We start from the raw sequence: 22,258 nt of genomic DNA, 5'->3' as shown, positions 1-22,258 counted from the left end.
TTCTATTAAATTTAAATAGCTAGGAGAAATATTTATTTGTTCAGCTAATTTTTTAGCTTGAAGACCTAACTTATTTCGAAAGTCTTTAATTTTATTACCAATATTGACGTTTATGCTCACTTTTATTCACTCATTTGTAAATTTTGTAAATTAAAATTTACAAAAAATAAACTCAGTTTACAAGTAAAATAGTGCTTTTTAGTAGTATTTGTAAATCTTGTAAATTATAAGTTTTATATGAACGATAAATTAAAAAACACAGAAAATGAGGCTCAAATCATAAGAGAAGAAGACTTATCTGCATATAATACTAAAAGTATTTATATGAGAGATGATCACTGTGATTGGGGTTCAAGTGGAATGGAAGCTTTTGTTGATCAAATCAACGACAGTCAATAATTCGTTCACTTAAAGTCTAATTTTCTTAATTACATAACCTGGAAAGACCTAACTCATGAGCTCAGAAGCTAAAGTTTCATACGATTTAAAAAGATTTGCTGGTATTAAAAGAGATTATACACCAGAAGAAGTAGAGAGGCTTAAAGGATCAATTAAGATCGAATATTCGATGTGCAAACATCAATCAAAAAAGTTATGGGATTTGTTAAATTCAGAACCTTATATTAATACACTAGGGTCCCTATCTGGAAATCATGCTGTTCAACATGCTAAAGCTGGATTAAAAGCAATTTATTTAAGTGGATGGCAAGTAGCTGCAGATGCTAACACTGCTGGTGAGATGTATCCCGATCAATCTTTATATCCATACGATAGTGCACCAAAATTAGTAGAATCTATGAATAATGCATTAATTAGAGCTGACCAAATTCAGCACATGGAACTTAATGACGGTGATATGCAATCAAAAGACAGAACTGATTATATGCTACCAATTATTGCTGATGGTGAAGCAGGGTTTGGCGGACCATTAAATGTTTTTGAGCTTGCAAAAAAATTTATTAAAGCTGGCGCTGCTGGTGTTCATTTTGAAGATCAATTGGCTAGTGAAAAGAAATGTGGGCATATGGGTGGTAAAGTTTTAGTTCCAACTGGTACCATGATTAAAAACTTAAAAGCTGCAAGACTTGCTGCAGACATTGCTGATGTACCGCTAATAATTTTAGCAAGAACAGATGCTAATGCTGCAAAATTAATTACAAATGATTTTGATGAAAATGATAAACCATTTCTGACTGGTGAAAGATCACCTGAGGGTTTTTATTATGTTAAACATGGAATTGATCAAGCTATTTCTAGAGGTTTAGCTTATGCACCTTATTCTGATTTAATTTGGTGTGAAACTGCAACACCAAACCTTGAAGAAGCAAAAAAATTTGCAGATGCAATTCATAAAAACTTCCCTGGTAAATTGTTAGCTTACAACTGTTCTCCCTCGTTCAATTGGAAAAAACATTTATCAGATGCTGAAATTGCAACATTTCAGCAAAAAATTAGTGAGATGGGTTATAAATTTCAGTTTATTACTCTTGCAGGATTTCATACTCAAAATATTGCAATTTTTGAACTTGCAGAAAAATATAAAACTGAAGGAATGACAGCTTATTCTAAAATACAAGAACTTGAATTCGCTAGAGAGAAAGATGGTTACACAAGTGTTAAACACCAAAGAGAAGTTGGAACATCTTATTTTGATGCAGTTTCAAATACTATAAGCAGTGGTAAAAGCTCGACTACAGCAATGGATGGTTCGACAGAGTCTGAACAGTTTTAGATTACCCTTTAACATAACCTCTAAATATGTTTTAATATTTGAATGGTTATAAGTGGCATTCTTTTAATTATTTTCTATATTTCACATAGATATATTGTTGCCTGGATTGTTTATTACAATAATACTGACGAAAGATTTGGTAAATCGGTATGGCGCTGGACTTATGATTATAAAGTTATAGGAGAAAGAGATTTTTCAGATCTTGATGATAAACCTTTTGTAAGAAAAAGAAGAATTAGAAACCGCATAATTACATTTATGTATTGTAATTTTTTCATGGGCTTTTTTGTTTCCATGGCATTTATAAGCAATTTCCTTATTTTGATATTATCTTAATTAAAGAGAACAACTGCGACACTAAGTGCGATTGATAATCATTCGCAATGCAAATAATAAGCATTCTAAATTAATTAAATTAACTAAAACGGAATATAATAATGAAAAAACTAACAATTATCACTTTTTTTATAACTTTATTTGCAAACATGACTTTTGCAGCTGAAGTTAATGTGTTCAGCGCAAGACATTACGACTCAGACATCCAACTTTACGAAAAATTTACAGCTAAAACTGGAATTAAAGTAAACGTTGTATCTGGCAAAGATAAAGCTCTTCAAAAAAGAATAACCGAAGAAGGTGCAGATTCAAAAGCTGATCTTTATATTACTGCTGACGCAGGAAGATTAGGTGCATTCGCTGCAAAAGGAATGTTCCAAAACTCTATGTCTCCAGCAATTAAAGCTGCAGTTCCATCCAACTTTAGAACATCTAAGTGGACTGGAATAGCTAAAAGAGCAAGAATTATGTATTACTCACCCGAAAGAGTAAATGCAAATGAGCTTAATGGTATGACTTATGAAGGTCTTGCAGATCCAAAATGGAAAGGTAGAGTTGTTATAAGAAAATCTAACAATATTTATAACCAATCTCTTGTTGCATCATTAGTAAAGAATAATGGTAAAGCAGCAACATGTTCTTGGGCAAAAGGTGTAGTAGCTAATATGGCTAGAGACTCTAAAGGAAATGATAGAGCTCAGATTTTAGCTGTAGCAGCAGGTGAAGCTGATTTAGCAGTGGCTAATACATACTATTATGCTTTGATGTTATCTGGAAAAAAAGGTGCTGAACAACAAGCAGCTGCTAAAAAAGTTTTACCTTTTTTCCCTAACCAAGGAGATAGAGGAACTCACATGAACATTAGTGGAGGAGGAGTACTTAAAACTGCACCAAATCCTGATAATGCAAAAAAACTACTTGAGTTTTTATTAACTAAAGAAGCACAAGAGCATATAGTTAATAATACATTTGAATATCCAATGATTGATGGTGTAGAACCTCATGCATTAGTAAAACAAATGGGTCTTGGATATAATCAAGATTTAGAAACTAAAGTTGCTAATTATGGAAAACAGCAAGCTACAGCACTTGAGTGTATGTTAGCTGCAAGTTGGAAGTAATAAGCGAGTGAAAAAGAATTTATTTAATATTGATTTAGATAAATCTTCTGACGTATATGGGTCACAATCTCTGAAAGCTTGTGATCCATGTGCAGCAGAGTGTGAAAAAATCAATAGAAAAATAAATAATAGAAAATTATCAGATATTGAAGAAAAAGAGGTTGCACATATCCTCTCTCCTTTTAATACATAATTTTCTTTTTTAATGATTGTGCTCATAGCTTTACAAAAGGTATTTACCCTACCTAATTTAACTATGAGCACTAAAAAATTCAAATGCAAGTAATTCGATTAAACAAACACTTAAAAAATAACAGGAATAGAATGATAGAAGGAAAAAAATGTTCAAATGTAGTTTTGAAAACAAGAAAAATTGGAAAATGGGTTGATGTAAATACTGATGAAATATTCAAAGGTAAAAAAGTAATACTATTTTCATTACCAGGTGCATTTACGCCAGTATGTTCTGAAAAGCAGCTACCAGGATTTGAAGAAAATTATGATAAATTGTTAGGCTTAGGTATTGATGAAGTTTATTGCATTAGCGTTAATGATGGTTTTGTAATGAATGCTTGGGCTGATAAACAAAAATTAAGAAAAGTTAAGGTTTTACCAGATGGAAATGCTGATTTTACAAGGGCAATGGGTATGTTAGTTGACAAAAAACATGTTGGTTTTGGTCAAAGAAGCTGGAGATATTGTACAATTATTAATGATGGTGTGGTTGAAAAATGGTGGCAAGAGGATGGCATGAATAATGATGGAAGTGATCCTGATCCATATGATCAAACAACTCCTGAGAATTGCATAGAATATCTATCTAAAAAATAAAAGCTACAAGCCCATAGTTAATAAGAAAATTTTAGGAATTAGCTCTATAATCTCTCTCTCAAATTGGTTTAGAGTTGGTATTAACTTCCCTTGGCAACGAGGGAAGTTTCTTAAAAATAATTATTAAGGTAATGTAAAGTATGGAATTTAGAAAAATAAATATCTGGTATGTATCATCACTACTTATTTCTTTAGTAGTGGCTGCTCCAATTTTAACAGTATTCAGCAGTTTTTTTGAGACCACTGGAAACTATAGTTTGATTTTAAAAAATACTTTCCTTTATGATTATATTTATAATTCTTTAATACTTTTAATAGGTGTTTTATTTTTAACATTTATAATTGGTGTTGGATGCGCTTATTTAGTTTCATTTTATAATTTTCCAGGTGTAAATTTTTTTAAATGGTCATTGATACTATCTTTTGCTGTCCCAGCTTATATTTATGCATATTCCTTAACTGCTTTTTTTGAAAATTATGGAACAGCTTTTTCAATCTTAAAAAACTTATTCGGAGAAGGTAATTATAATTCCCATATTCCTAAATTTGATGGAATGATTGGAGCCATAATTTCAATATCATTTTCATTATTTGCTTATGTTTATGTTTTAACTAGAACATCATTTCATTATCAGTCTCAGAATTTAATAGAACTTGGAAAAAATCTTGGTTTTTCAAAAAAAAGATCTTTTTTTAAGATAATACTTCCCTCTGCAAGACCTGCTATAGTTGCTGGCTTGTCATTGGTTGCAATGGAAACTTTATCAGATTTTGGATCTGTATCTTTTTTTGGAATATCCACTTTTACTACAGGGATATATAATGCTTGGATTTCTTTTGACGATCTTACCCTTGCTAACAGATTATCATTTTACCTATTGATTTTTATTCTTGGATTGTTTGTTTTAGAAAATTTTTCAAGAAAAAAGGCTCAATATCACTCACCTTCTAAAGGAGGGTTTAAGTCTAAATCAGTTATTAATTTAAGTGGATACAAATCGTTTTTAGCATTTTCTTTTTGCATGTTAGTTTTTACTATAAGTTTTTTATTTCCTGTTATACAGATGCTTTATTGGACAATTCTATTTCCAAAACATTTAGCTGATTTAGATCTAGTTGACTTATTTTCTAATACTGTAATTTTAGTAATTTTATCTAGCTGTTTGTTAATTGCCTTAGCTTTTATTTCAAATTATGGAAATAGAGTTTCTAAAAGTAAATTTTTAGAAGCACTAACTACTTTTTCAATTTCAGGATATGCAATACCAGGAATTATTTTGGCGGTAGCATTCATCAGTTTTATCTCATGGTTTGACAATAGTATTTTAGGTCAGGGAGGCATAAAGCCAATTTTTATAGGATCTATTCTTGGTCTAGTTTTAGTATATTTTATTCGATTTTATTCATTAGCGAGTAATGGAATTAAATCAGGATATTTAAAAATTAACTATTCTATAGATGAAAGTGCATATCTGCTGGGTTATTCCAAATTCAAGACATTCAAAAACATACACGTTCCATATCTTAAAAATTCAATTTTATTGATAGGAATTTTATTAGCTATTGAAATCATTAAAGAGCTACCAATAACGCTAATTATGAGACCATTTAATTTTGAGACATTTGCAACAAAGGCATATATTTATGCTTCTCAGGATTTATTAGAAGCTGCTGCAGCTCCATCATTATTTCTTATAACTATTGCAAGTTTCTTTATATTAATTACATCTAAATATATTCTTAAAGACTAATAATATGACAAAAAATTTTCTAGAAATTGATAATGTAACATTTACTGCTAGTGCACAAAATAAAGTTAGCAATGTATCATTAACTATTGAAAATCAGGGGGACATTATTTGTTTATTAGGGCCATCTGGAATTGGTAAAACTACAATCCTTAGAACAATAGCTGGTCTTGTAAAAATTAATTCTGGAAAAATTGTATTAAAAAATAAACTTCTTTCTTCTAAAGATATCCATGTAGAGCCAGAAGATAGGAACATATCAATGGCCTTTCAAGATAACTCTCTTTTTCCACACTATAATGTTTTAGAAAATATAAAATTTGGTGCTGAGAGAAATAAAAAGAAAAAAAAAGGCTTAAATATAAATGAGATAATTAAATTTCTTCATATTGATCATGTAGTCGATAAATTTCCACATCAAATAAGTTCTGGTGAAGCACAAAGAGCTTCTTTAGCTAGATCTTTATTATCTAACCCAGATTTATTATTATTAGATGAACCTTTATCAAATGTTGATCAAAGCTTTAAAGAGGAAATCCAAGTTAAGTTAAAACAAATATTAACTGAGCAAAAAATAACCACTATTATTGTTACACATGACTCGTATGAAGCTTTTTATCTAGGTACAAAATGTGGAATAATTCTAGACCAACAATTAAAACAGTTTGATGATCCATATAATGTTTATCATTTTCCAAATTCTGTAGAAGTAGTCAATTTTCTGAATAGGGGAATTTTAATTCCCGCAAAAGTCACTGGTGAAAATAGTTTGGAGAACGCTGATTTAGGAACGATAACTGGAGATTTTATAAAGCATTACCCGAAAGGATCTGAGGTTCAACTTTTATTACAACCAGAAGATCTAGAACATGATGATCAAAGCAATTTAAAATTAGAAGTAGTAGATAGAAAATTCAGAGGAACAAATTTTATCTATACTCTTAAAACTATGAGTAATAAATTAATACCTGTATTTGTGCACTCTCACCATATTCATCAACACGAAGTAGATGAAAAATTTGGTATTAAGAGACCAATTAATATTGATCATATAGTTTGTTTCTAATACAAAACTTAATTTAAAATGAATGTTAGATTAAAAACCTTATCTAGAGGAATAATTGACGTAAGTCCTTTAATGATACCCGTAGTTCCATTTGGAATTATTTTTGGTGTTATTGGAATGGAGTTAGGGTTAAGTGCGTATATGACATTTGGAATGTCCATCATAATTTTTGGTGGAGCCTCTCAAATAGTATTGCTTCAGTTATTTTCAGGTGGAGCCTCTTCTTTAGTTGCAATAACTTCTGTTGGTGCGGTAAATTCAAGACATTTGTTATATGGTGCAGTTTTTTCTGAATACTTATCTCATTTAAAATTAACTTGGAAAATTATTTTATCTTATGTGTTAATCGATCAAGCATTTGCTGTCTCAAATACTTATTTTAAAAAAAATAAAAAAAACAGCTTTAAACACTATCACTTATTAGGAGCTGGCTTTACTTGTTGGGCTATTTGGCAGATATCAACAATTTTAGGTATAGTTCTAGGATCAGTTGTTCCAGAAGAGTTGGGTTTAAGTTTTACTATTTCTTTAACTTTTTTAGCTTTGTTAATTAACGATTTTAGAAAGTTTAAAAATATTATTGTAATGTTGGTATCAGGGGTAGTTGCAACTATTGGTTATAATACAATACCATTTCAAGCTTACATCATTGTAGCAGCACTATCAGCCTTATTGATTGCTACATTATTAACTTTAATTAACTTAAAAAAAAAATAATGCATTGGTCGACAATTATTTACTGTGGAATAATTACCTACTTAACAAGGTTCTCTATGATATTTTTATTAAAGGAGGACATATTGAATAGTAAAATGAAAAAAATTTTGTCATATGTTCCATCAGCTATTTTTCCAGCAATAATTTTTCCGCCAATATTTTTAGATAACTCTGGTTCTTTAGATTTAGAGAATAACCCTAAAATATTAGCTGCAATATTTGCTATACTTGTTGGTTATTTAAGTAAAAACATCATTGCGACAATTGTTGCAGGATTAACTTCTTACTGGTTTTTAATATTTGTTGTATAAAACTTTATGAACAAAATTTTTATATTTATTTTTTTCATCTTTGCATTTAGCGTAAATGCGGGTGAGAAAAAAACAACTTTTAATCAAGAGTTGTTTAATAAAGCACAATCAGAGGGCAAGGTTGTGGTGGTAAGTTCTTGGGTTAAGTATTGTTCATCTTGTGCTAGTCAAATGAAAGTTTTAAATAAAGCAAAGAATGAATTTGATAATATTGAATACTTCGCATTTGATGTAACAAATAAAGAAATTTCTAATTTATTTAACGTGAAATATCAAACTACACTTTTAATTTTTAAAGATAATAAAGAAGTTTATAGAAGTATTGGTGAGACAACTAAAGATTTAATTTACGACGCTATAAAATCCTCAATTTAGATTGAAACACCCAACTTAAGATTACTAGCAATATTAAAATCTATCTCTGTAGGTTTTTTAAGATTAAGATTTTTCATTATCTCTACATATTCCTCAGCATTTCTTACCTGTAATCTTGGATTTAATTTTTTTTCTTTTCCAATAGTACTTACTGTTTCACCCTTATAGTCATGCGCAGGATATAAAAGTGTTTCATCTGGCAGTTTTAGAAGTTTGTTAAATAATGAATTATAAGCGTCTCTAGAATTACCATTTTGAAAATCAGTTCTTCCTGTTCCATTAATGAGCAAAGTATCACCAGAAAACAAATATTTATCCATTAAAAAACTATAGCTATCTGATGTATGTCCTGGAGTGTAAAGAGCTTTTATTTTTAATTTATCGAGCTTAATTATTTCTTCATCTTTTACTTTTATTTCTACTGTTTCAGCCGGTGTTTGTTCACCCATAATAGTTATACATTTAGTTTGATCCCTTAAAGTACTAGCCCCAGTAATATGATCTGCATGAATATGTGTATCAATTACTTTTACTAATTTTAAATCTAACTCTTTAAGCACATTTATATATTCAATGACATTTTCTATAACTGGATCAATAATTAATGCCTCTCTCCCTTGTCCTGAAGAAATTATATAAGTATATGTTGATGATTTAGTGTCAAATAACTGCTTAAAGATCATAATTTATAATAACATATAAGTATAAATTGACCCATTGTTAAAAACATAATTAAATACTAACTTTATTTTATGAGATTAATAAAAATTATATTTATCATATCGTTTATAAACTCATTAGCTTACGCTGACAAGGAAATGAAAATTGGATCTAAAGGAAATTTAAATGATGTAAATCGAGTTGTAAAAGTTGTCATGTATGACAATTATTATGAACCAAGTTCATTTAAAATTAAAGCAGGTGAAACAATAAAGTTTGAATTAGTAAATGCTGGTGAACTTGTTCATGAATTTAATATTGCTAATAAAATGATGCATATGAAACATCAGCCTCAAATGGAAAAAATGGTAGAGAATGAAATTCTTTTTGCTGACTCAATCGATAAAAATAAAATGAAAAAAATGGCAAAGATTGATAAGTCTATGGGTCATTCTCATAGTAATAGTGTTTTGTTAGAACCCAAGAAAAAGGGAGATATTATTTGGAAATTTGATAATGCAGTTAATATTGAAATTGCATGCAATGTACCTGGCCATTATCAAGTTGGAATGATTGCTAAAGTTAATATAAATTAGCCTTATGGTCAGTTCGGTTAAAACCAATTTTAACTGGTCGTGCAAACGCACATGGAAGAAAAGTGCAAAAAACACAATTTGGTGTGTGATTGGCTGCTCCATTGGAGATTTTGGAACAATTTTATTCTTTCAATTGACTCAAACAACTTTTCCATTAACGGGAATAATGATCTTAGCAATCATTAATGGCTTAATAACAAGCATAGTTCTTGAAACTTTTATTTTGATGAGGCAAAATTTTTCTTTTATTGGAGCGATTAAAACAGCCTCAGGCATGAGTCTAATTTCGATGTTAAGTATGGAAGTGATGATGAATCTAACAGATTATTTATTTACAGGGGGAGCAATTTTAACCTGGTGGGTTATACCTATTATGTTAATTGTAGGTTTTTTAACCCCATGGCCATATAATTATTGGAGACTTAAAAATTTTGGACTTAATTGTCATTAAATTTTAGATAAAAATTATGCCTTCATTAAAAAATTGGGATAATAAAACTTGGATTTCATCAAGAAAATATATCGAATCTTTCAATAACTTTATCTTAAAACATATAAAATTAAATAGAGATTCTAAAATATTAGATATTGGTTGTGGTAGAGGAAAAATTGTGGGCTCCTTAAGCTCAAAATTAAGATTAAAAAATAAGCCCTTAGGTATAGATATAACAAATCATAAAGACAAAGATAAAAGAATTAAATTTAAAAAGATTGATGCTTTGTCTTTCTTTTTAAAAAATAAAGATAAATTTGATTTAATTTTGATTAAACAAACTATTCATTTATTAAATTTAGATGAAATAAAAAAATTTTTAATATTATCTAAAAAAAACTTAAGTCCAAGTGGTAAAATTTTTATATTTACTTTAGATACTGATAAAAATCAAATACCAACTTTCAAACTTATGAAAACAAAACTTATAAAATCTCTTAAAAGAGATAAGAAAATATTAACAATCTTAACAAAATTATATCCATATAGAATAAAAAAATTTTTTATTTACAAAGTTGAAATAATTAAAAAAAATTATTTAAAGATGATACAAAATAAATATATATCAACTTTATTACCTTTATCTAAAAAGGAACTTTTAAAAGGAGTGAAAGAAATTAATTTAAAATATAAAAATAATATAAAATTTAATGATAAATTAATTTGTATAATTTTAAAAAATGCTTACTAACAAGATTAAAGATTATTTAAACGAATATATAAGCCAAGAAGTTTATGTTCAGGTAGCTGTTGCAAAAGGTAAGAATAAAATTACCACTAGTGCTGCAATCACTAAATATTTTGAAAGTAATCACTTTACAGGTTTAGCAGAAGGCAAACCCTACAATACTTTTTTAGATGATCTTAAAGACAAGTGTTTAGGAAAATTAGTAAACTCTCCAATGAAAAATAGTAAAACTGATGATGAGATTATTATTGAGTTACAAAGAAAACTTAACACTTTAAAAATTGAAGAATTAAATGATACTTACTGGGAAGTAGAGACGGGTGAATATTTAAGTGGAGCAGATATTAAAGAAATTGAATTTGAGAGAGATACTTTAATTAAATTTTTAATCTCTAAAGATGAGGCGCATGACACTGTAAGCACTCTTTGCAAAAATTATGAAAAACTTTGTAAAAAAAAATACCCTGGAGCTCCATTACCATTAGAAATATTAGATACTAAACACTAAGTTTTTCTTTAATAATCTAAATTATAGTCTATAAAAACTATAAGGGGTGTCGTAACTGACTGAGAATAAACCCTAATAACCTGTCCGGTAATTCAGAAAGGGAGAACAATGGATAAAACATACTTTATAAGTCAATCAACATCATTAGCACTCGTCATTATTATAAGCTTAATCTTTACAGTAGTTGGCTTAATTTACTCAAAGAAATATCAAGGGATAAACAATTATCTAACAGCGAATAGAAATATTGGTTTCTTTTCACTAACTACAAGTCTAATTGCATCAGCACTCGGTGCCTGGATTTTATTTGGTCCAGCGTCTGCTGCGACATGGGGTGGAATAGGGGCTGTGATTGGTTATGCATTAGGTACTGCGTTTCCAATGATTTTTTTAATTTCACTTGGAAAAAAAATAAGAACTGAGTTTCCAAAAGGCTCAACCTTAATTGAGTTTTTAAGAAAAAGATTTGGTAAGAGTTTGTTTAAACTTATTTTATTGATGACAGTATTTTATATGTTTGTTTTTTTGTGTGCAGAGGTTACTGCTGTTGCAATATTAATAAACTATATTTCAGGTACTGAACTTTGGATTACATCTTTAATTATATTAATAGCAACCCTTGCCTACACTTTATATGGTGGATTAAGAGCTTCAATTTTTACAGACAATATTCAAATGATAGTAATTGTAGTTTTATTGTTAATTTCAGTTTTTTATCTAACATCATTTATAGGTGACCAATTTTCTTTCTCATTTATAAAAGAAAGAAGCCCTCATTTATTAAGTGCTAGTTACATTCCAAACTATACAGCAGGATTAACTTTCTTTATCGCTGTTGCTGCAACTAATCTTTTTCATCAAGGTAATTGGCAAAGGGTTTATGCTGCAAAAAATAATGACGTCTTAAAGAAAAGTTTAATTGTTGCATTTATTATAATTATTCCAATCGTCTTTTTTATGGGTTTTAGTGGTTTGGTAGCAGTATCAGCCAATCCAAAGGTTATTCCCGACCTTGGTTTCTTCTCTCTGTTATTAAGTGAGCAGACAGAATTTTTATCATTAATCATTGTGATTCTTGGTTTATCGTTAACAATTAGTACGGTTGATACATTAGTTAATGCCATATCAAGTTTAATAGTAGTTGATGGCAAAGCAACTTTAAATTTAAATAAAAAAACTAATTACTTAACTCTTTCAAAATATTTTATAGTAGTGCTTTCAATTGTGGCATTTGCAATTGCTTCAAAAGGATTTAGTGTTTTATACTTATTCCTATTAGCTGATTTATTTTGTTGTGCGTTTGTGCTTACGGTTTTCTATAGCTTTTATAATAAGAAGTTAAATGAAAAAACTGCATATATCTCAATTATTATTGGATTAATTGGGGGATTTCTTTTATTCCCTGCTCCTGATTTTTCAAAGAGTTTGCTAGTTGGTGTAATTTTACCCGTGGATATTTTTCCAGTATTTGTGCCTCAATCATTGTTATTTTTGTCTTTTATTGTCGCAACTTTTTTACCAATAGCATTTTGGAAAATAAAAGGATCTAAAAAATAGATCTAAAAATTTGTAAAAGGTGTATTAATAACTATATACACCTTAACAAATGTCTGAAATTCAAATATCCATTAACAGCTTATCTAAAATTTATGCCAATGGCTTTAAAGCTCTTGATAATGTCAATCTTAAAGTTAAACAAGGAGAAATTCTTGCAATGCTTGGACCAAATGGTGCTGGAAAAACAAGTTTAATCAGTATTATTTGTGGAATTGTTAAGCCTTCCTCAGGAATAGTAACTATTGATGGTTTTGATATTATAAAAGATTATAGAGAAACAAGATCAAGAATAGGAATGGTGCCTCAAGAATTAAATCTAGAATCTTTTGAAACTGTTTTTGATACGGTATCTTATTCTAGAGGATTATATGGAAAGTCACCCAAACCAGAACACATTGAAAAAATTTTAAAAGATTTAAGTCTTTGGGATAAAAAAGATCAAAGATTAAAGGAATTATCAGGAGGTATGAAGAGAAGAGTTTTAATTGCAAAAGCCTTGTCTCATGAACCCAAAATATTATTTCTTGATGAACCAACAGCTGGTGTAGATGTTGAACTTAGAAGAGACATGTGGATGGTTGTTGAAGAGTTAAGAAAAACAGGGGTCACAATCATTTTAACTACACATTATATAGAAGAAGCAGAAGCTATTGCAGATCGTGTTGCAGTTATTAATCAAGGTGAAATAATTGTTGTTGATGATAAGAATGAATTGATAAAACGAATGGGCCACAAAAAGCTAACAATTGAATTGCAAGATAAAATACTAGAAATCCCAAAAGAATTAGAAAAGTATAATTTAATTATTAATGATAAAAAAATGTCTTTAATTTATACTTACAAGGCTAAAGGGGAAAAAACTGGGATCACTGATTTACTTAAAGACATTAAAGATGCAGGTTTAAGGTTAAAGGATTTGATAACAGAACAAAGTTCATTAGAAAAAATTTTTGTTGATTTAGTTAAGGAGAATAATGAAATTTAATTATTATGGATTAAAAGCTATTTATAGCCATGAGATGAATAGATTTATAAGAACTGTAGGTCAGTCTATTCTTTCACCGGTAATATCTACATCATTATATTTTGTTGTTTTTGGTTCTGTTATTGGAGGCTATATTGAAAAAATTGATGGTGTAAGTTATGGGTCGTACATTGTACCAGGTTTATTAATGTTAACTCTATTAACTCAATCAATAAGCAACACTTCGTTTGGAATATTTTTTCCAAAATTTAATGGAACTATTAATGAAATTTTAGCAGCACCCATTTCAACACTTGAAACAGTTCTAGCTTTTGTTGGGGCTGGAGCTACTAAAACATTAATTGTTGGTGCTGTAATTTTTGCCACTGCTTCATTTTTTGCTGATGTTACAGTTAAGTATCCAATGTTAATGATTTTTTTATTAATTTTAGTTTCTTTTACTTTTGCTTTATTTGGATTTTTAATTGGCGTTGTTAGTAAAAACTTTGAACAAATGTCTATTATTCCATCATTAGTTATAACACCCATGGTGTTTTTAGGAGGAAGTTTATACTCTCTTGATATGTTACCACCATTTTGGCAAAAAATTTCTTATTTTAATCCTGTAGTTTATCTAATTGATGGCTTAAGATTTTCTTTTTATGGTGTATCTGATTTTAATATTTGGATAAGCATAAGTTCGATGGTATTTTTTTTAGCGGTTTGTATAATTTTAGTCACAATGCTAGTTAAAAAAGGCTATAATATTAAAAGCTAGAAATTTGAATAATAAATAGTATTATTAAATTATAATCATGTTGTCTTACATATTACCCTTCATTGCTTTAATTGTTGTCGTTGTATTTATTCATGAATATGGGCATTATTATTTTGCAAAACGGTTTGGAGTTGGTGTTACTGATTTTTCAATAGGTTTTGGTAAAGAAATGTTTGGTTGGAATGATAAATCAGGTACCAGATGGAAAGTTTGCCTGATACCACTTGGAGGGTACGTTAAATTTTTTGGTGATAGAAATGTTTATAGCCAGGCTGACAATGAAAAGATTACAAAAGAATACAGTAAAGAAGATCAAGATAAACTGTTTGTGCTAAAGCCTTTATATCAAAGAGCTCTAATTGTATTTGGTGGACCATTAGCTAACTTTTTATTAGCAATTTTAATATTTTTCTCTGTTTACACTTTTGCTGGTAAAGATTTTACTCCAGCAGTTATTAACGAAGTACAAAAAGATAGTCCCGCAATGACAGCAGGCTTAAAAGACAACGATATTATAGTCTCAATTGATGGTAACAAAGTTAAAAGTATTATGGAAGTTTCAAAATTCATCATGATGTCCACTGATGAATTCGTCAATTTTACAGTTAATAGGTATGACCAAAATTTAACTTTTAAAGTAAAACCTAATATTGTCGAAGGAGAGGATAACCTTGGAAATATAATCAGTAAACGTATGGTTGGTATTAAGCTTGGAGCGTATAACAATGAAGTAAATCACGTTAAACTTGGTCCAGCTAAAGCTTTATTTTATGCGGTTAACGAAGTTTATTATGTAAGCGTTTCTTCTCTTAAATATATTGGGAGTATGATTACTGGTTCTGGTGATAGCTCACAATTAGGTGGTCCAATTCGGATAGCAAAAATTAGTGGTCAGGTTGCTGAATTTGGTATTTTGCCTTTTATAAGCCTTATGGCCTATATATCTATTAGTTTAGGGTTAATAAATCTGTTTCCAATTCCTATGTTAGATGGAGGACATTTAATGTTTTATGGTATTGAAAAAATATTAGGGCGACCTTTATCTCAAAAAACTCAGGAAGGTTTTTTTCGAATCGGACTATTTTTATTGCTATCATTGATGTTTTTTACAACATTTAATGACCTAAAAGATGTTGGTTTAATTGAGTTTTTCAACAATTATATTTCTTAAATAGTCCTTTAAAATCAATACTTATTCAATAAATCACAACATGTGGGGGGGGTTTTTTTAGAAGACACTAATAAAAAGCTTGATTTATAGGGTTTTATGTAAATTATGTGAAAATAACCAATAAAACCGGAGCTAAACAAATGAATAAAAAACAACTAATAGCGCAACTTTCAGGTTCTTTAAACCTGAGTAAAGCTGATGCTGAGCGTACTTTTGATACAATCACAAACACTATTCTAGACGCTTTAAAAGGCGATGATACAGTTAAAATTGCTGGATTTGGAACTTATAAAGTTGCAAAAAGAAAAGCTAGAGTTGGAAGAAACCCAAGAACTGGAGAGCAAATTCAAATTGGTGCATCTCAAAAAGTTAAGTTCTTACCAGCTAAATCACTTAAAGAAATGTTTAATAAATAATTACATCTATAATTTAATTAACAGCCTTTTACAGAAATGTAACAAGGCTGTTAGCATATGCAAAAATAGCATACCCCTTTTTCTACATCAGCATTAGTTTTTAATTAAGTCCTGAATATAAACAATATCTTAAACATGGAGGATTTAATGACAAAAATAATAAAAAAAATAAGTACGCCACTTATTAGTTTAATATTCTTATTAAATATGAGTAGCACAGGTATGGCAGATACAACCGTTTCTGCTGAAGTAAGTTTTATTTTTAATACATTGTTATTTCTAATTTGTGGTTTCTTAGTATTTTTTATGGCTGCAGGGTTTGCAATGTTAGAATCGGGGATGGTTACATCAAAAAGTGTATCTGTAATTTGTGCAAAAAATATCGGTTTACTATCAATTTCAGGAATAATGTTTTGGATGGTGGGTTATAATTTAGCTTATGGAATACCTGAAGGTGGTTATATAGGTAAATTTATACCTTGGTCAGATTCAAGTGCAGTTGATACTGGGTATTCTGATGGTTCAGACTGGTATTTTCAAATGGTATTTTGTGCTACAACAGTTTCAATTGTGTCAGGGGCTATGGCTGAAAGAATTAAATTATGGCCATTCTTTTTATTTGCAGCAATACTTTCAGGAATTATTTATCCAATCGTAATGGGTTGGCAGTGGGGCGGAGGCTGGTTAGCTTCTATTGGTTTTTTTGATTTTGCTGGTTCTACTTTAGTACACTCAACTGGAGGTGCTGCAGCATTAGCTGGTGCAATAATAATTGGTCCTAGACTGGGAAGATTTACTAAGTCTGGCTCTCCAGCTCCAATAAAGCCATTTGCGGCATCATCAATACCTCTTGTAACCTTAGGAGTATTTGTCCTTTGGTTAGGTTGGTTCGGATTTAATGGTGGATCACAACTAGCAATGGGTACAGCTGACGATGCAATTGCTGTATCAACTATCTTTATTAATACATTCTTAGCAGGTGCCGGTGGAGTAATTGGTGCTGCTATTATTACAAGATTACACTTTGGTAAAACAGATGTAATTCAAATGTTAAATGGATGCATTGGTGGATTAGTTGCAGTTACAGCCGAACCATTAGCTCCATCACCTTTAGCAGCAATTTTAATTGGTACAGTAGGTGGTTTAATTGTGGTTTACGGAACTAAACTATTATTATCACTAAAAATTGATGATGTAGTTGGTGCAATACCCGCACACTTATTTGCAGGTATTTGGGGAACTTTAATAGTTCCTGCTACAAACTCTGATGCCGTGTTTAGTACACAGTTAATTGGAGTACTATCAGTAAACATATTTGTGTTTATAGTAGCGTACATTGTGTTTAGCATTATGAAAGTAACTGTTGGTCTAAGATTAAGTAAAGAAGGTGAAACCAGAGGTACCGACGTTACTGAAACAGGTGTAATTGCTTACGCAATCAGAGATTAACAAAATAACTTAACTCTCTCTTATAAGTTAACAATCAGGCCCCTTAATTGGGGCCTATTTAGTAGCGGCCGATTATATTAAAATCTTTATCAGAAATTATTATTTCGCCAGAGTTGGCGCCCACTTTAAGAATTTCTGAAATAACAACAAAATGTGTTATTAAAACTAAATTCTTCTCACTCTTCCAATTGTTAATATAATTTTTTAAATCATATATTTGTTTATTTTTATTGATTTTAAATCTAGGATCATAAAAAGAGTTAAGAGCATCAAAAGTAGAGTATTTATTAAAAGCAAATCTTGCAGTGTCTTTACATCTACACCATTCGCTAGACAAAACTTTATCTACTTGAATTTTATTTCTTGAAAAAAATTGACCAATCTTTTTTGATTGAATAATACCTTCATTATTTAAATTTCTTTGAGTTGAACAATCATTTAATTTAAAATTTGTTGGATCACCATTACCAGGTGCATAAGCATGTCTAATAAAGATAAGTTTATTCCCATCTTTTAATAAATCAATTAACTTTTCTTGAGAGTTAATAGGTGTTGAAAAAACTATAAAAGTAAAAATAATAAAATTTTTTATCATTAGGACTCATTTTCATCCCAAAGTTTTTTATAATCTATAAAAGGTGATAGCCCATAACTAGAATTTACATTCGTTAGATGTAATGAGAGACTCTTTAAAGGTGAAATACAAAATTCTTTTTTATAGATTTCATTTAAATATTTTTCAAAAGGATCGTTCCTATCTAAACATGTATTATAAAAGTTATCCCAATACTTATCTAATAAAGATTTTGTAGTCATGAATGTGCACAAGGTTTGATTGATTGTTCTCCAGTGTCTTTTATTTCCAATTAGAATATTTGTTTTTTCATTATTCATATAAAGATATGGATAATCAGCAGGGCACATGAAAATATCACTATTAACTTGTGAAGCAATTCTTTCGTACGATGCTATCATTTCTTCTATCATAGGTTCAAAATGTAAATAATCATCCTCAACAAAGAAAATTAAATCTTCACCATGTTCTTTGCCCAATTCAAATGACTGAAGTAAACTTGCTAAATTCGAAAAGGTTTGATCATTTTTTTGTTGTTTGATTGTATCTTTGTATTTTTCACAGTCTAAAGGAGTAATACCTATATCCAAACCACTTCCATCTATAAGCTCCTTCAACTTATCTAAATTTTCTTTTCTAGATTTATCATCAACAATTACTGTCTTAAATTTAATGTCTGGATACTTAGTTTTAGAAAAATTAACTGACCTTATTAATGATTTTAAAGCTCTTAAAGAATACTCAATTTTGAGCTCTTCAAATAATCTTTTTTTATTTTGATCCCATATCTCAACATCAGTATTAGTTCTAAATATAATCATTACAGAATTAACTTTTTTCGTAATTTTTACTTCGCCCAGTGGTAAAATAATTGATTTTTTATTTATAATTGAAAGATCTTCGTTTAATTCTTTTTGAAGGGTAGGTGAGCTAAAGTCATTTTGGTCAATTATCTCGTATCCCAAAAATCTTGAGAGTTTAATAAATAGTCTTTTTATAATGCTTTTTTTCATATAATTGTTTATGATTAAATTTTTACAATATTATGCCTATTAAATCATCACAAACTCTAGTCTCTGAAGCATTAAGTGAAGTTAAAACTATTAGTGTAGAAGAAGCATTTAAACTATCTAATGAGGGTGAATGTACCTTAATTGATATTAGAGAAAAGGGTGAACTGGATAAAACAGGTAGAATTGAAAACTCAAATCACATCCCTCGTGGAATGTTAGAGTTTTGGTTAGATCCTGAAGGTCCTTATTTTAAAAGTGGCAAAATTGATATGAATAAAAAAATGATTTTATTTTGTGCTGGTGGATTAAGATCTGCTCTTGCAGCTAAGTCTTTAAAAGAAATGGGATTTGAGAAAGTATCACACATCGATGGTGGCTTTGCAGCGATAAGTCAAAGTGATTTTAAAATAGTTTAAACTATTTATTATATTCATCTAAAGCAAAATCTAATCTATCTTGCCCCCAAAAGATTTTATTATTAACAACAAATGTAGGCGTGCCAAATATTTCTTTGTCATGCGCTTCTTGAGTAATATTTTTTAATTCATCTTTAATTCTAGGATCTTTAACACCTTCAAAGAAGCTATCTGAATCAGTTCTACATTTTTTAAGGAGTGTTTTTAACACTTCTTCATTAGAAATATCAAGATTATCTTTCCAATAAGCATCAAAAATTAAATTTAGATATAAATTTTTATTTTCATTGATGATAAAAAGATAACCACGCATAATATTGAGAGAGTTAATAGGAAATTTAGAATTCCAAATAAAATCAAACTTATCTTTTTTTGCGATTAAATCACAATCGCTTATCATATGTTTTAGTTTGGGTTTAATAAAAGCTGGTGCTGTAATACCCTGTAGATTATGCAGACCACCTACTAGAACTGGTTTATAATTAAAATTAATATTTTTAATTTGTTTAATTTTTAAGTGTGCTAGGTAAGAATAGGGACTTATGAAATCAAAATAGAAATCTATTTGCTTAGTCATATAGATTAATTCTTTTGGCATAAAAAATTCTTATAATCCAATAAAGAGTTAATCCAATCGGTCCAATAAAATATGTTATTAAAAGTGGAAAGGATACTAAGATTTTATTGATCCCAAATTTTTGAGAATCTTTAACAATCCAGCCACCACAAAACAAATTTATTGCTAAAAAATGTAACCAAAATAAAATTGTAAAAGACTTATCTGTAAATAAATTACTAACAGCATTTAAGCCAAGATAGAGTTCAAAATTTCCAATAAAATCGTAACCTTCATTGAAAAATAAATAGAGCAAATAACCATAAACAAGACTTAAAATTAAAATTGGAAAAATTGATGCAATAAAAACTCTACAAATCTGTGATTGAGGAAAAATTATTAATACTAACCAAAATGGCAAAACTCCAAGGTTTAACCACATAAAAATCATCTCTATAGTAAAGTATGTATAAATTTGCTCAATCATTTTTTAGTGTATTATATTACAAGATAACATGATTCCCATGAGAAATAGAAAAAAAACATTAGAAGTTACAATGGATGAGATGCGAAACTTTTCTTTTGCCTATATTGAAAAATATGCCCCTTCTAAACAGCAGTTACGAACTTATTTACTGAAAAAATACCTTAAAGCTAATGTTCCTAATGTAAAAAAACAAGATATCACTGATCTTATAGATATCGTTTTAGTAGATCTTGAAAAAAGTAAATTCATTAGCGATAAGTTTTATTCAGAAAGTAAGTCACGTAGCTTAATTCAAAAAGGTAGCTCCATAAATAAGATTAGAAATTATTTAATGGGTAAAGGAATTAACGATATCTATATTAAAGAAACACTGGAGAAAATTAAAGAAGATAACTCAGATCAAGATTTTTTTTCAGGAATTAAAATATGTAAGAAAAAAAGAATAGGACCTGCCAGAGCTGAAGATAATAGACCTTTATTTTATAAAAAAGATATTTCTCTTCTTGCAAGAAATGGTTTTGATTTTGAAACTTCAAAAAGAATAATGGATATTGATCAAGTAGAATATTTAAAAATTATTAAGCTACTTTGATTTTTTTTTCTCTTTTTTTGCCAAATGATTAACTATATTTCTTATATAGTTCTTTACAAATACAAAAACTAACAAACCAAAAATAGATACAGAGACTATTATAATTAAGATTATTCTTAGCTGTTCATCCATTAAAGTATATTTTTATTCTTTAAAATTAAACTTGGGTTTTTAAATTCAGGCTTACCATATAAAATTTCATTACCATTGAAATCAGTTATTTTTCCACCTGCGTGTTCTAATATTGCGTGTCCAGCAGCTATATCCCATTCACAAGCTCTTGGTTCGGCCACATACATATCAAACTCACCAGCAGCAATAACACAAAATTTTAAGGAACTTTTCATCTTTTGATGTGAGATAATCTTATATCTTTTATAAATTTCTAAAATTTCTGGTTTTAATTCATTTGAATAACTTACAGCTTTTATTCCTTCATATTTTTTTTTTTCATTTATTAAAGAAACTTCCGTACCATCAATAAGTTCATAGCTACTTGATAAACCATAAGAATAAAAAATTCTTTTCTTTGCTGGAGCTGCAATTATCCCAATCGCTGGCTTTCTATCTATTATCAAAGCAGCATTTAAAGTAAATTCGTCTCGATTATTAATATAATCTCTAGTACCATCTATTGGATCAATTAACCAAAAATTATGTAAATTATTATCCTTTTTATGATTTGTGCTCTCTTCAGAAATAATAGTAATGTTTGGAGTTATTTGCTGGATCTTACTGGTTAAAATTTTATTAACCTCAATATCACCATTGCTAACAGGAGTATTGTCTGACTTAATTTCCTTCTTTAAGCCAGCCTTTCTTAAGTTTAAAGCTAACTGGCTTGCCTTATTAAAAGTCCGTATAAGTGTAAGTGTGATTTTTTTTTTTTCTTCAAAATTCATTTTTTTAGTTTTTCTAGCTGAATTATTCTTGAGTTAATAACTTTTTTTCCAGCATTTTCAAAATTTACAGTAACTTTACCGTTAATTATTGATTGTACCTGTCCAGTTCCCCAGTCTTTATTGTTGGGATTGGAGACTTTGTCCCCTGGTTCATAATCTAAAATCATTTAATTTACTTATATCTAATATACTAATAAATAT

General features: G+C 29.1%; 30 protein-coding genes. 22 read left to right on the top strand and 8 right to left on the bottom strand.

From position 1 onward, the window contains the following. The coding region (locus VP91_RS06975) for a helix-turn-helix domain-containing protein (RefSeq protein ID WP_169036701.1) at window positions 1-120 on the bottom strand (120 nt) is incomplete at its 3' end. A gap of 117 nt (window positions 121-237) precedes the next feature. Between VP91_RS06975 and VP91_RS06855 the strand changes: the two genes are divergently transcribed. The 10 genes from VP91_RS06855 to VP91_RS06810 all read left to right on the top strand — a co-directional run bounded on the left by VP91_RS06855 (window position 238) and on the right by VP91_RS06810 (window position 8,237). After that, a complete protein-coding gene (locus VP91_RS06855) occupies window positions 238-399 on the top strand; it encodes a hypothetical protein (RefSeq protein ID WP_169036700.1) in 162 nt (53 codons plus the stop codon). A gap of 55 nt (window positions 400-454) precedes the next feature. Continuing rightward, complete coding sequence (gene aceA, locus VP91_RS06850) at window positions 455-1,732, top strand: isocitrate lyase (protein ID WP_169036699.1); 1,278 nt, start codon at window positions 455-457, stop codon at window positions 1,730-1,732. Between the two features lie 437 nt (window positions 1,733-2,169). Further along, complete coding sequence (locus tag VP91_RS06845; RefSeq protein ID WP_169036698.1) at window positions 2,170-3,189, top strand: extracellular solute-binding protein; 1,020 nt, start codon at window positions 2,170-2,172, stop codon at window positions 3,187-3,189. A gap of 7 nt (window positions 3,190-3,196) precedes the next feature. Further along, window positions 3,197-3,382, top strand: a complete 186-nt coding sequence (locus tag VP91_RS06840; protein ID WP_169036697.1) for a hypothetical protein — start codon at window positions 3,197-3,199, stop codon at window positions 3,380-3,382. A 134-nt stretch (window positions 3,383-3,516) separates the two neighbouring features. Continuing rightward, on the top strand, window positions 3,517-4,020 hold the full coding sequence (locus VP91_RS06835) for a peroxiredoxin (protein WP_169036716.1): 504 nt from the start codon (window positions 3,517-3,519) through the stop codon (window positions 4,018-4,020). 140 nt (window positions 4,021-4,160) lie between these two features. Continuing rightward, window positions 4,161-5,771, top strand: a complete 1,611-nt coding sequence (locus VP91_RS06830) for an ABC transporter permease (protein WP_169036696.1) — start codon at window positions 4,161-4,163, stop codon at window positions 5,769-5,771. Between the two features lie 4 nt (window positions 5,772-5,775). Continuing rightward, entirely contained in the window at window positions 5,776-6,834 is a 1,059-nt protein-coding gene (locus VP91_RS06825; RefSeq protein WP_169036695.1) for an ABC transporter ATP-binding protein, read from the top strand. A gap of 18 nt (window positions 6,835-6,852) precedes the next feature. Further along, window positions 6,853-7,551 carry an AzlC family ABC transporter permease gene (locus VP91_RS06820; protein ID WP_169036694.1) on the top strand — a complete coding sequence of 233 codons (699 nt, stop codon included), beginning with the start codon at window positions 6,853-6,855 and terminating at the stop codon, window positions 7,549-7,551. Then, a complete protein-coding gene (locus VP91_RS06815; protein WP_169036693.1) occupies window positions 7,551-7,862 on the top strand; it encodes an AzlD domain-containing protein in 312 nt (103 codons plus the stop codon). The genes VP91_RS06820 and VP91_RS06815 overlap by 1 nt, the downstream gene beginning before the upstream one ends. Window positions 7,863-7,868: 6 nt before the next feature. Then, window positions 7,869-8,237: a thioredoxin family protein gene (locus tag VP91_RS06810; protein ID WP_169036692.1), complete on the top strand. Its 369-nt coding sequence runs from the start codon at window positions 7,869-7,871 to the stop codon at window positions 8,235-8,237. On the opposite strand, the gene VP91_RS06805 is transcribed toward VP91_RS06810, so the two are convergent. Continuing rightward, window positions 8,234-8,920, bottom strand: coding sequence for an MBL fold metallo-hydrolase (locus tag VP91_RS06805; RefSeq protein WP_169036691.1), 687 nt, complete (start codon window positions 8,918-8,920; stop codon window positions 8,234-8,236). The two genes, VP91_RS06810 and VP91_RS06805, sit on opposite strands and share 4 nt — an antisense overlap. Window positions 8,921-9,055: 135 nt before the next feature. Here VP91_RS06805 and VP91_RS06800 point away from each other — a divergent pair, with 135 nt between their 5' ends. The 10 genes from VP91_RS06800 to VP91_RS06755 all read left to right on the top strand — a co-directional run bounded on the left by VP91_RS06800 (window position 9,056) and on the right by VP91_RS06755 (window position 17,517). After that, on the top strand, window positions 9,056-9,493 hold the full coding sequence (locus VP91_RS06800) for a cupredoxin domain-containing protein (RefSeq protein ID WP_169036690.1): 438 nt from the start codon (window positions 9,056-9,058) through the stop codon (window positions 9,491-9,493). A gap of 4 nt (window positions 9,494-9,497) precedes the next feature. After that, window positions 9,498-9,944: a DUF4396 domain-containing protein gene (locus VP91_RS06795; RefSeq protein WP_169036689.1), complete on the top strand. Its 447-nt coding sequence runs from the start codon at window positions 9,498-9,500 to the stop codon at window positions 9,942-9,944. A 16-nt stretch (window positions 9,945-9,960) separates the two neighbouring features. Next, the gene (locus VP91_RS06790; RefSeq protein ID WP_169036688.1) at window positions 9,961-10,677 is read left to right on the top strand and encodes a class I SAM-dependent methyltransferase; all 717 of its coding nucleotides are present in this window, start codon (window positions 9,961-9,963) and stop codon (window positions 10,675-10,677) included. Continuing rightward, window positions 10,667-11,182 carry a hypothetical protein gene (locus VP91_RS06785; RefSeq protein ID WP_169036687.1) on the top strand — a complete coding sequence of 172 codons (516 nt, stop codon included), beginning with the start codon at window positions 10,667-10,669 and terminating at the stop codon, window positions 11,180-11,182. Before VP91_RS06790 ends, VP91_RS06785 begins: the two co-directional genes overlap by 11 nt. Window positions 11,183-11,290: 108 nt before the next feature. Continuing rightward, complete coding sequence (locus VP91_RS06780; RefSeq protein WP_169036686.1) at window positions 11,291-12,739, top strand: sodium:solute symporter family transporter; 1,449 nt, start codon at window positions 11,291-11,293, stop codon at window positions 12,737-12,739. Between the two features lie 49 nt (window positions 12,740-12,788). Continuing rightward, window positions 12,789-13,724, top strand: coding sequence for an ABC transporter ATP-binding protein (locus VP91_RS06775; RefSeq protein ID WP_169036685.1), 936 nt, complete (start codon window positions 12,789-12,791; stop codon window positions 13,722-13,724). Beyond that, window positions 13,714-14,481 carry an ABC transporter permease gene (locus VP91_RS06770; protein WP_169036684.1) on the top strand — a complete coding sequence of 256 codons (768 nt, stop codon included), beginning with the start codon at window positions 13,714-13,716 and terminating at the stop codon, window positions 14,479-14,481. Before VP91_RS06775 ends, VP91_RS06770 begins: the two co-directional genes overlap by 11 nt. Before the next feature lie 37 nt (window positions 14,482-14,518). Further along, on the top strand, window positions 14,519-15,652 hold the full coding sequence (gene rseP / locus VP91_RS06765; protein WP_169036683.1) for an RIP metalloprotease RseP: 1,134 nt from the start codon (window positions 14,519-14,521) through the stop codon (window positions 15,650-15,652). A 140-nt stretch (window positions 15,653-15,792) separates the two neighbouring features. Next, window positions 15,793-16,068 (top strand): HU family DNA-binding protein, encoded by a 276-nt coding sequence (locus tag VP91_RS06760; RefSeq protein ID WP_169036682.1) that lies wholly within the window; start codon window positions 15,793-15,795, stop codon window positions 16,066-16,068. A 147-nt stretch (window positions 16,069-16,215) separates the two neighbouring features. Continuing rightward, entirely contained in the window at window positions 16,216-17,517 is a 1,302-nt protein-coding gene (locus tag VP91_RS06755) for an ammonium transporter (protein ID WP_169036681.1), read from the top strand. 58 nt (window positions 17,518-17,575) lie between these two features. On the opposite strand, the gene VP91_RS06750 is transcribed toward VP91_RS06755, so the two are convergent. Beyond that, on the bottom strand, window positions 17,576-18,112 hold the full coding sequence (locus VP91_RS06750) for a histidine phosphatase family protein (protein WP_169036680.1): 537 nt from the start codon (window positions 18,110-18,112) through the stop codon (window positions 17,576-17,578). Beyond that, window positions 18,112-19,104: a glycosyltransferase family 2 protein gene (locus VP91_RS06745; RefSeq protein WP_211181521.1), complete on the bottom strand. Its 993-nt coding sequence runs from the start codon at window positions 19,102-19,104 to the stop codon at window positions 18,112-18,114. The genes VP91_RS06750 and VP91_RS06745 overlap by 1 nt, the downstream gene beginning before the upstream one ends. Window positions 19,105-19,136: 32 nt before the next feature. Between VP91_RS06745 and VP91_RS06740 the strand changes: the two genes are divergently transcribed. Continuing rightward, the gene (locus VP91_RS06740; protein WP_169036679.1) at window positions 19,137-19,520 is read left to right on the top strand and encodes a rhodanese-like domain-containing protein; all 384 of its coding nucleotides are present in this window, start codon (window positions 19,137-19,139) and stop codon (window positions 19,518-19,520) included. A 1-nt stretch (window position 19,521) separates the two neighbouring features. Here VP91_RS06740 and VP91_RS06735 read toward each other — a convergent pair whose 3' ends face one another. Both VP91_RS06735 and VP91_RS06730 read right to left on the bottom strand, forming a co-directional pair. Next, complete coding sequence (locus VP91_RS06735; protein WP_169036678.1) at window positions 19,522-20,097, bottom strand: 2-hydroxychromene-2-carboxylate isomerase; 576 nt, start codon at window positions 20,095-20,097, stop codon at window positions 19,522-19,524. Beyond that, a complete protein-coding gene (locus VP91_RS06730; RefSeq protein ID WP_169036677.1) occupies window positions 20,090-20,563 on the bottom strand; it encodes an ABA4-like family protein in 474 nt (157 codons plus the stop codon). Before VP91_RS06730 ends, VP91_RS06735 begins: the two co-directional genes overlap by 8 nt. Window positions 20,564-20,600: 37 nt before the next feature. Between VP91_RS06730 and VP91_RS06725 the strand changes: the two genes are divergently transcribed. Then, window positions 20,601-21,155 carry a regulatory protein RecX gene (locus tag VP91_RS06725; protein WP_169036676.1) on the top strand — a complete coding sequence of 185 codons (555 nt, stop codon included), beginning with the start codon at window positions 20,601-20,603 and terminating at the stop codon, window positions 21,153-21,155. Between the two features lie 131 nt (window positions 21,156-21,286). Here the strand turns inward: VP91_RS06725 and VP91_RS06720 are convergent, their stop codons facing one another. Both VP91_RS06720 and VP91_RS06715 read right to left on the bottom strand, forming a co-directional pair. Further along, on the bottom strand, window positions 21,287-22,057 hold the full coding sequence (locus VP91_RS06720) for a 3'(2'),5'-bisphosphate nucleotidase CysQ family protein (RefSeq protein WP_169036675.1): 771 nt from the start codon (window positions 22,055-22,057) through the stop codon (window positions 21,287-21,289). Further along, on the bottom strand, window positions 22,054-22,224 hold the full coding sequence (locus VP91_RS06715; protein ID WP_169036674.1) for a DUF3553 domain-containing protein: 171 nt from the start codon (window positions 22,222-22,224) through the stop codon (window positions 22,054-22,056). Before VP91_RS06715 ends, VP91_RS06720 begins: the two co-directional genes overlap by 4 nt. Window positions 22,225-22,258 lie beyond the last annotated feature (34 nt).

The sequence above is a fragment of the Candidatus Pelagibacter communis genome (genome assembly GCF_012932795.1).
GTDB lineage: Bacteria > Pseudomonadota > Alphaproteobacteria > Pelagibacterales > Pelagibacteraceae > Pelagibacter > Pelagibacter ubique_S.
The sequence above is the reverse complement of the archived record's forward strand: the minus strand, read 5'-3'. Positions and strand labels throughout refer to the sequence as shown.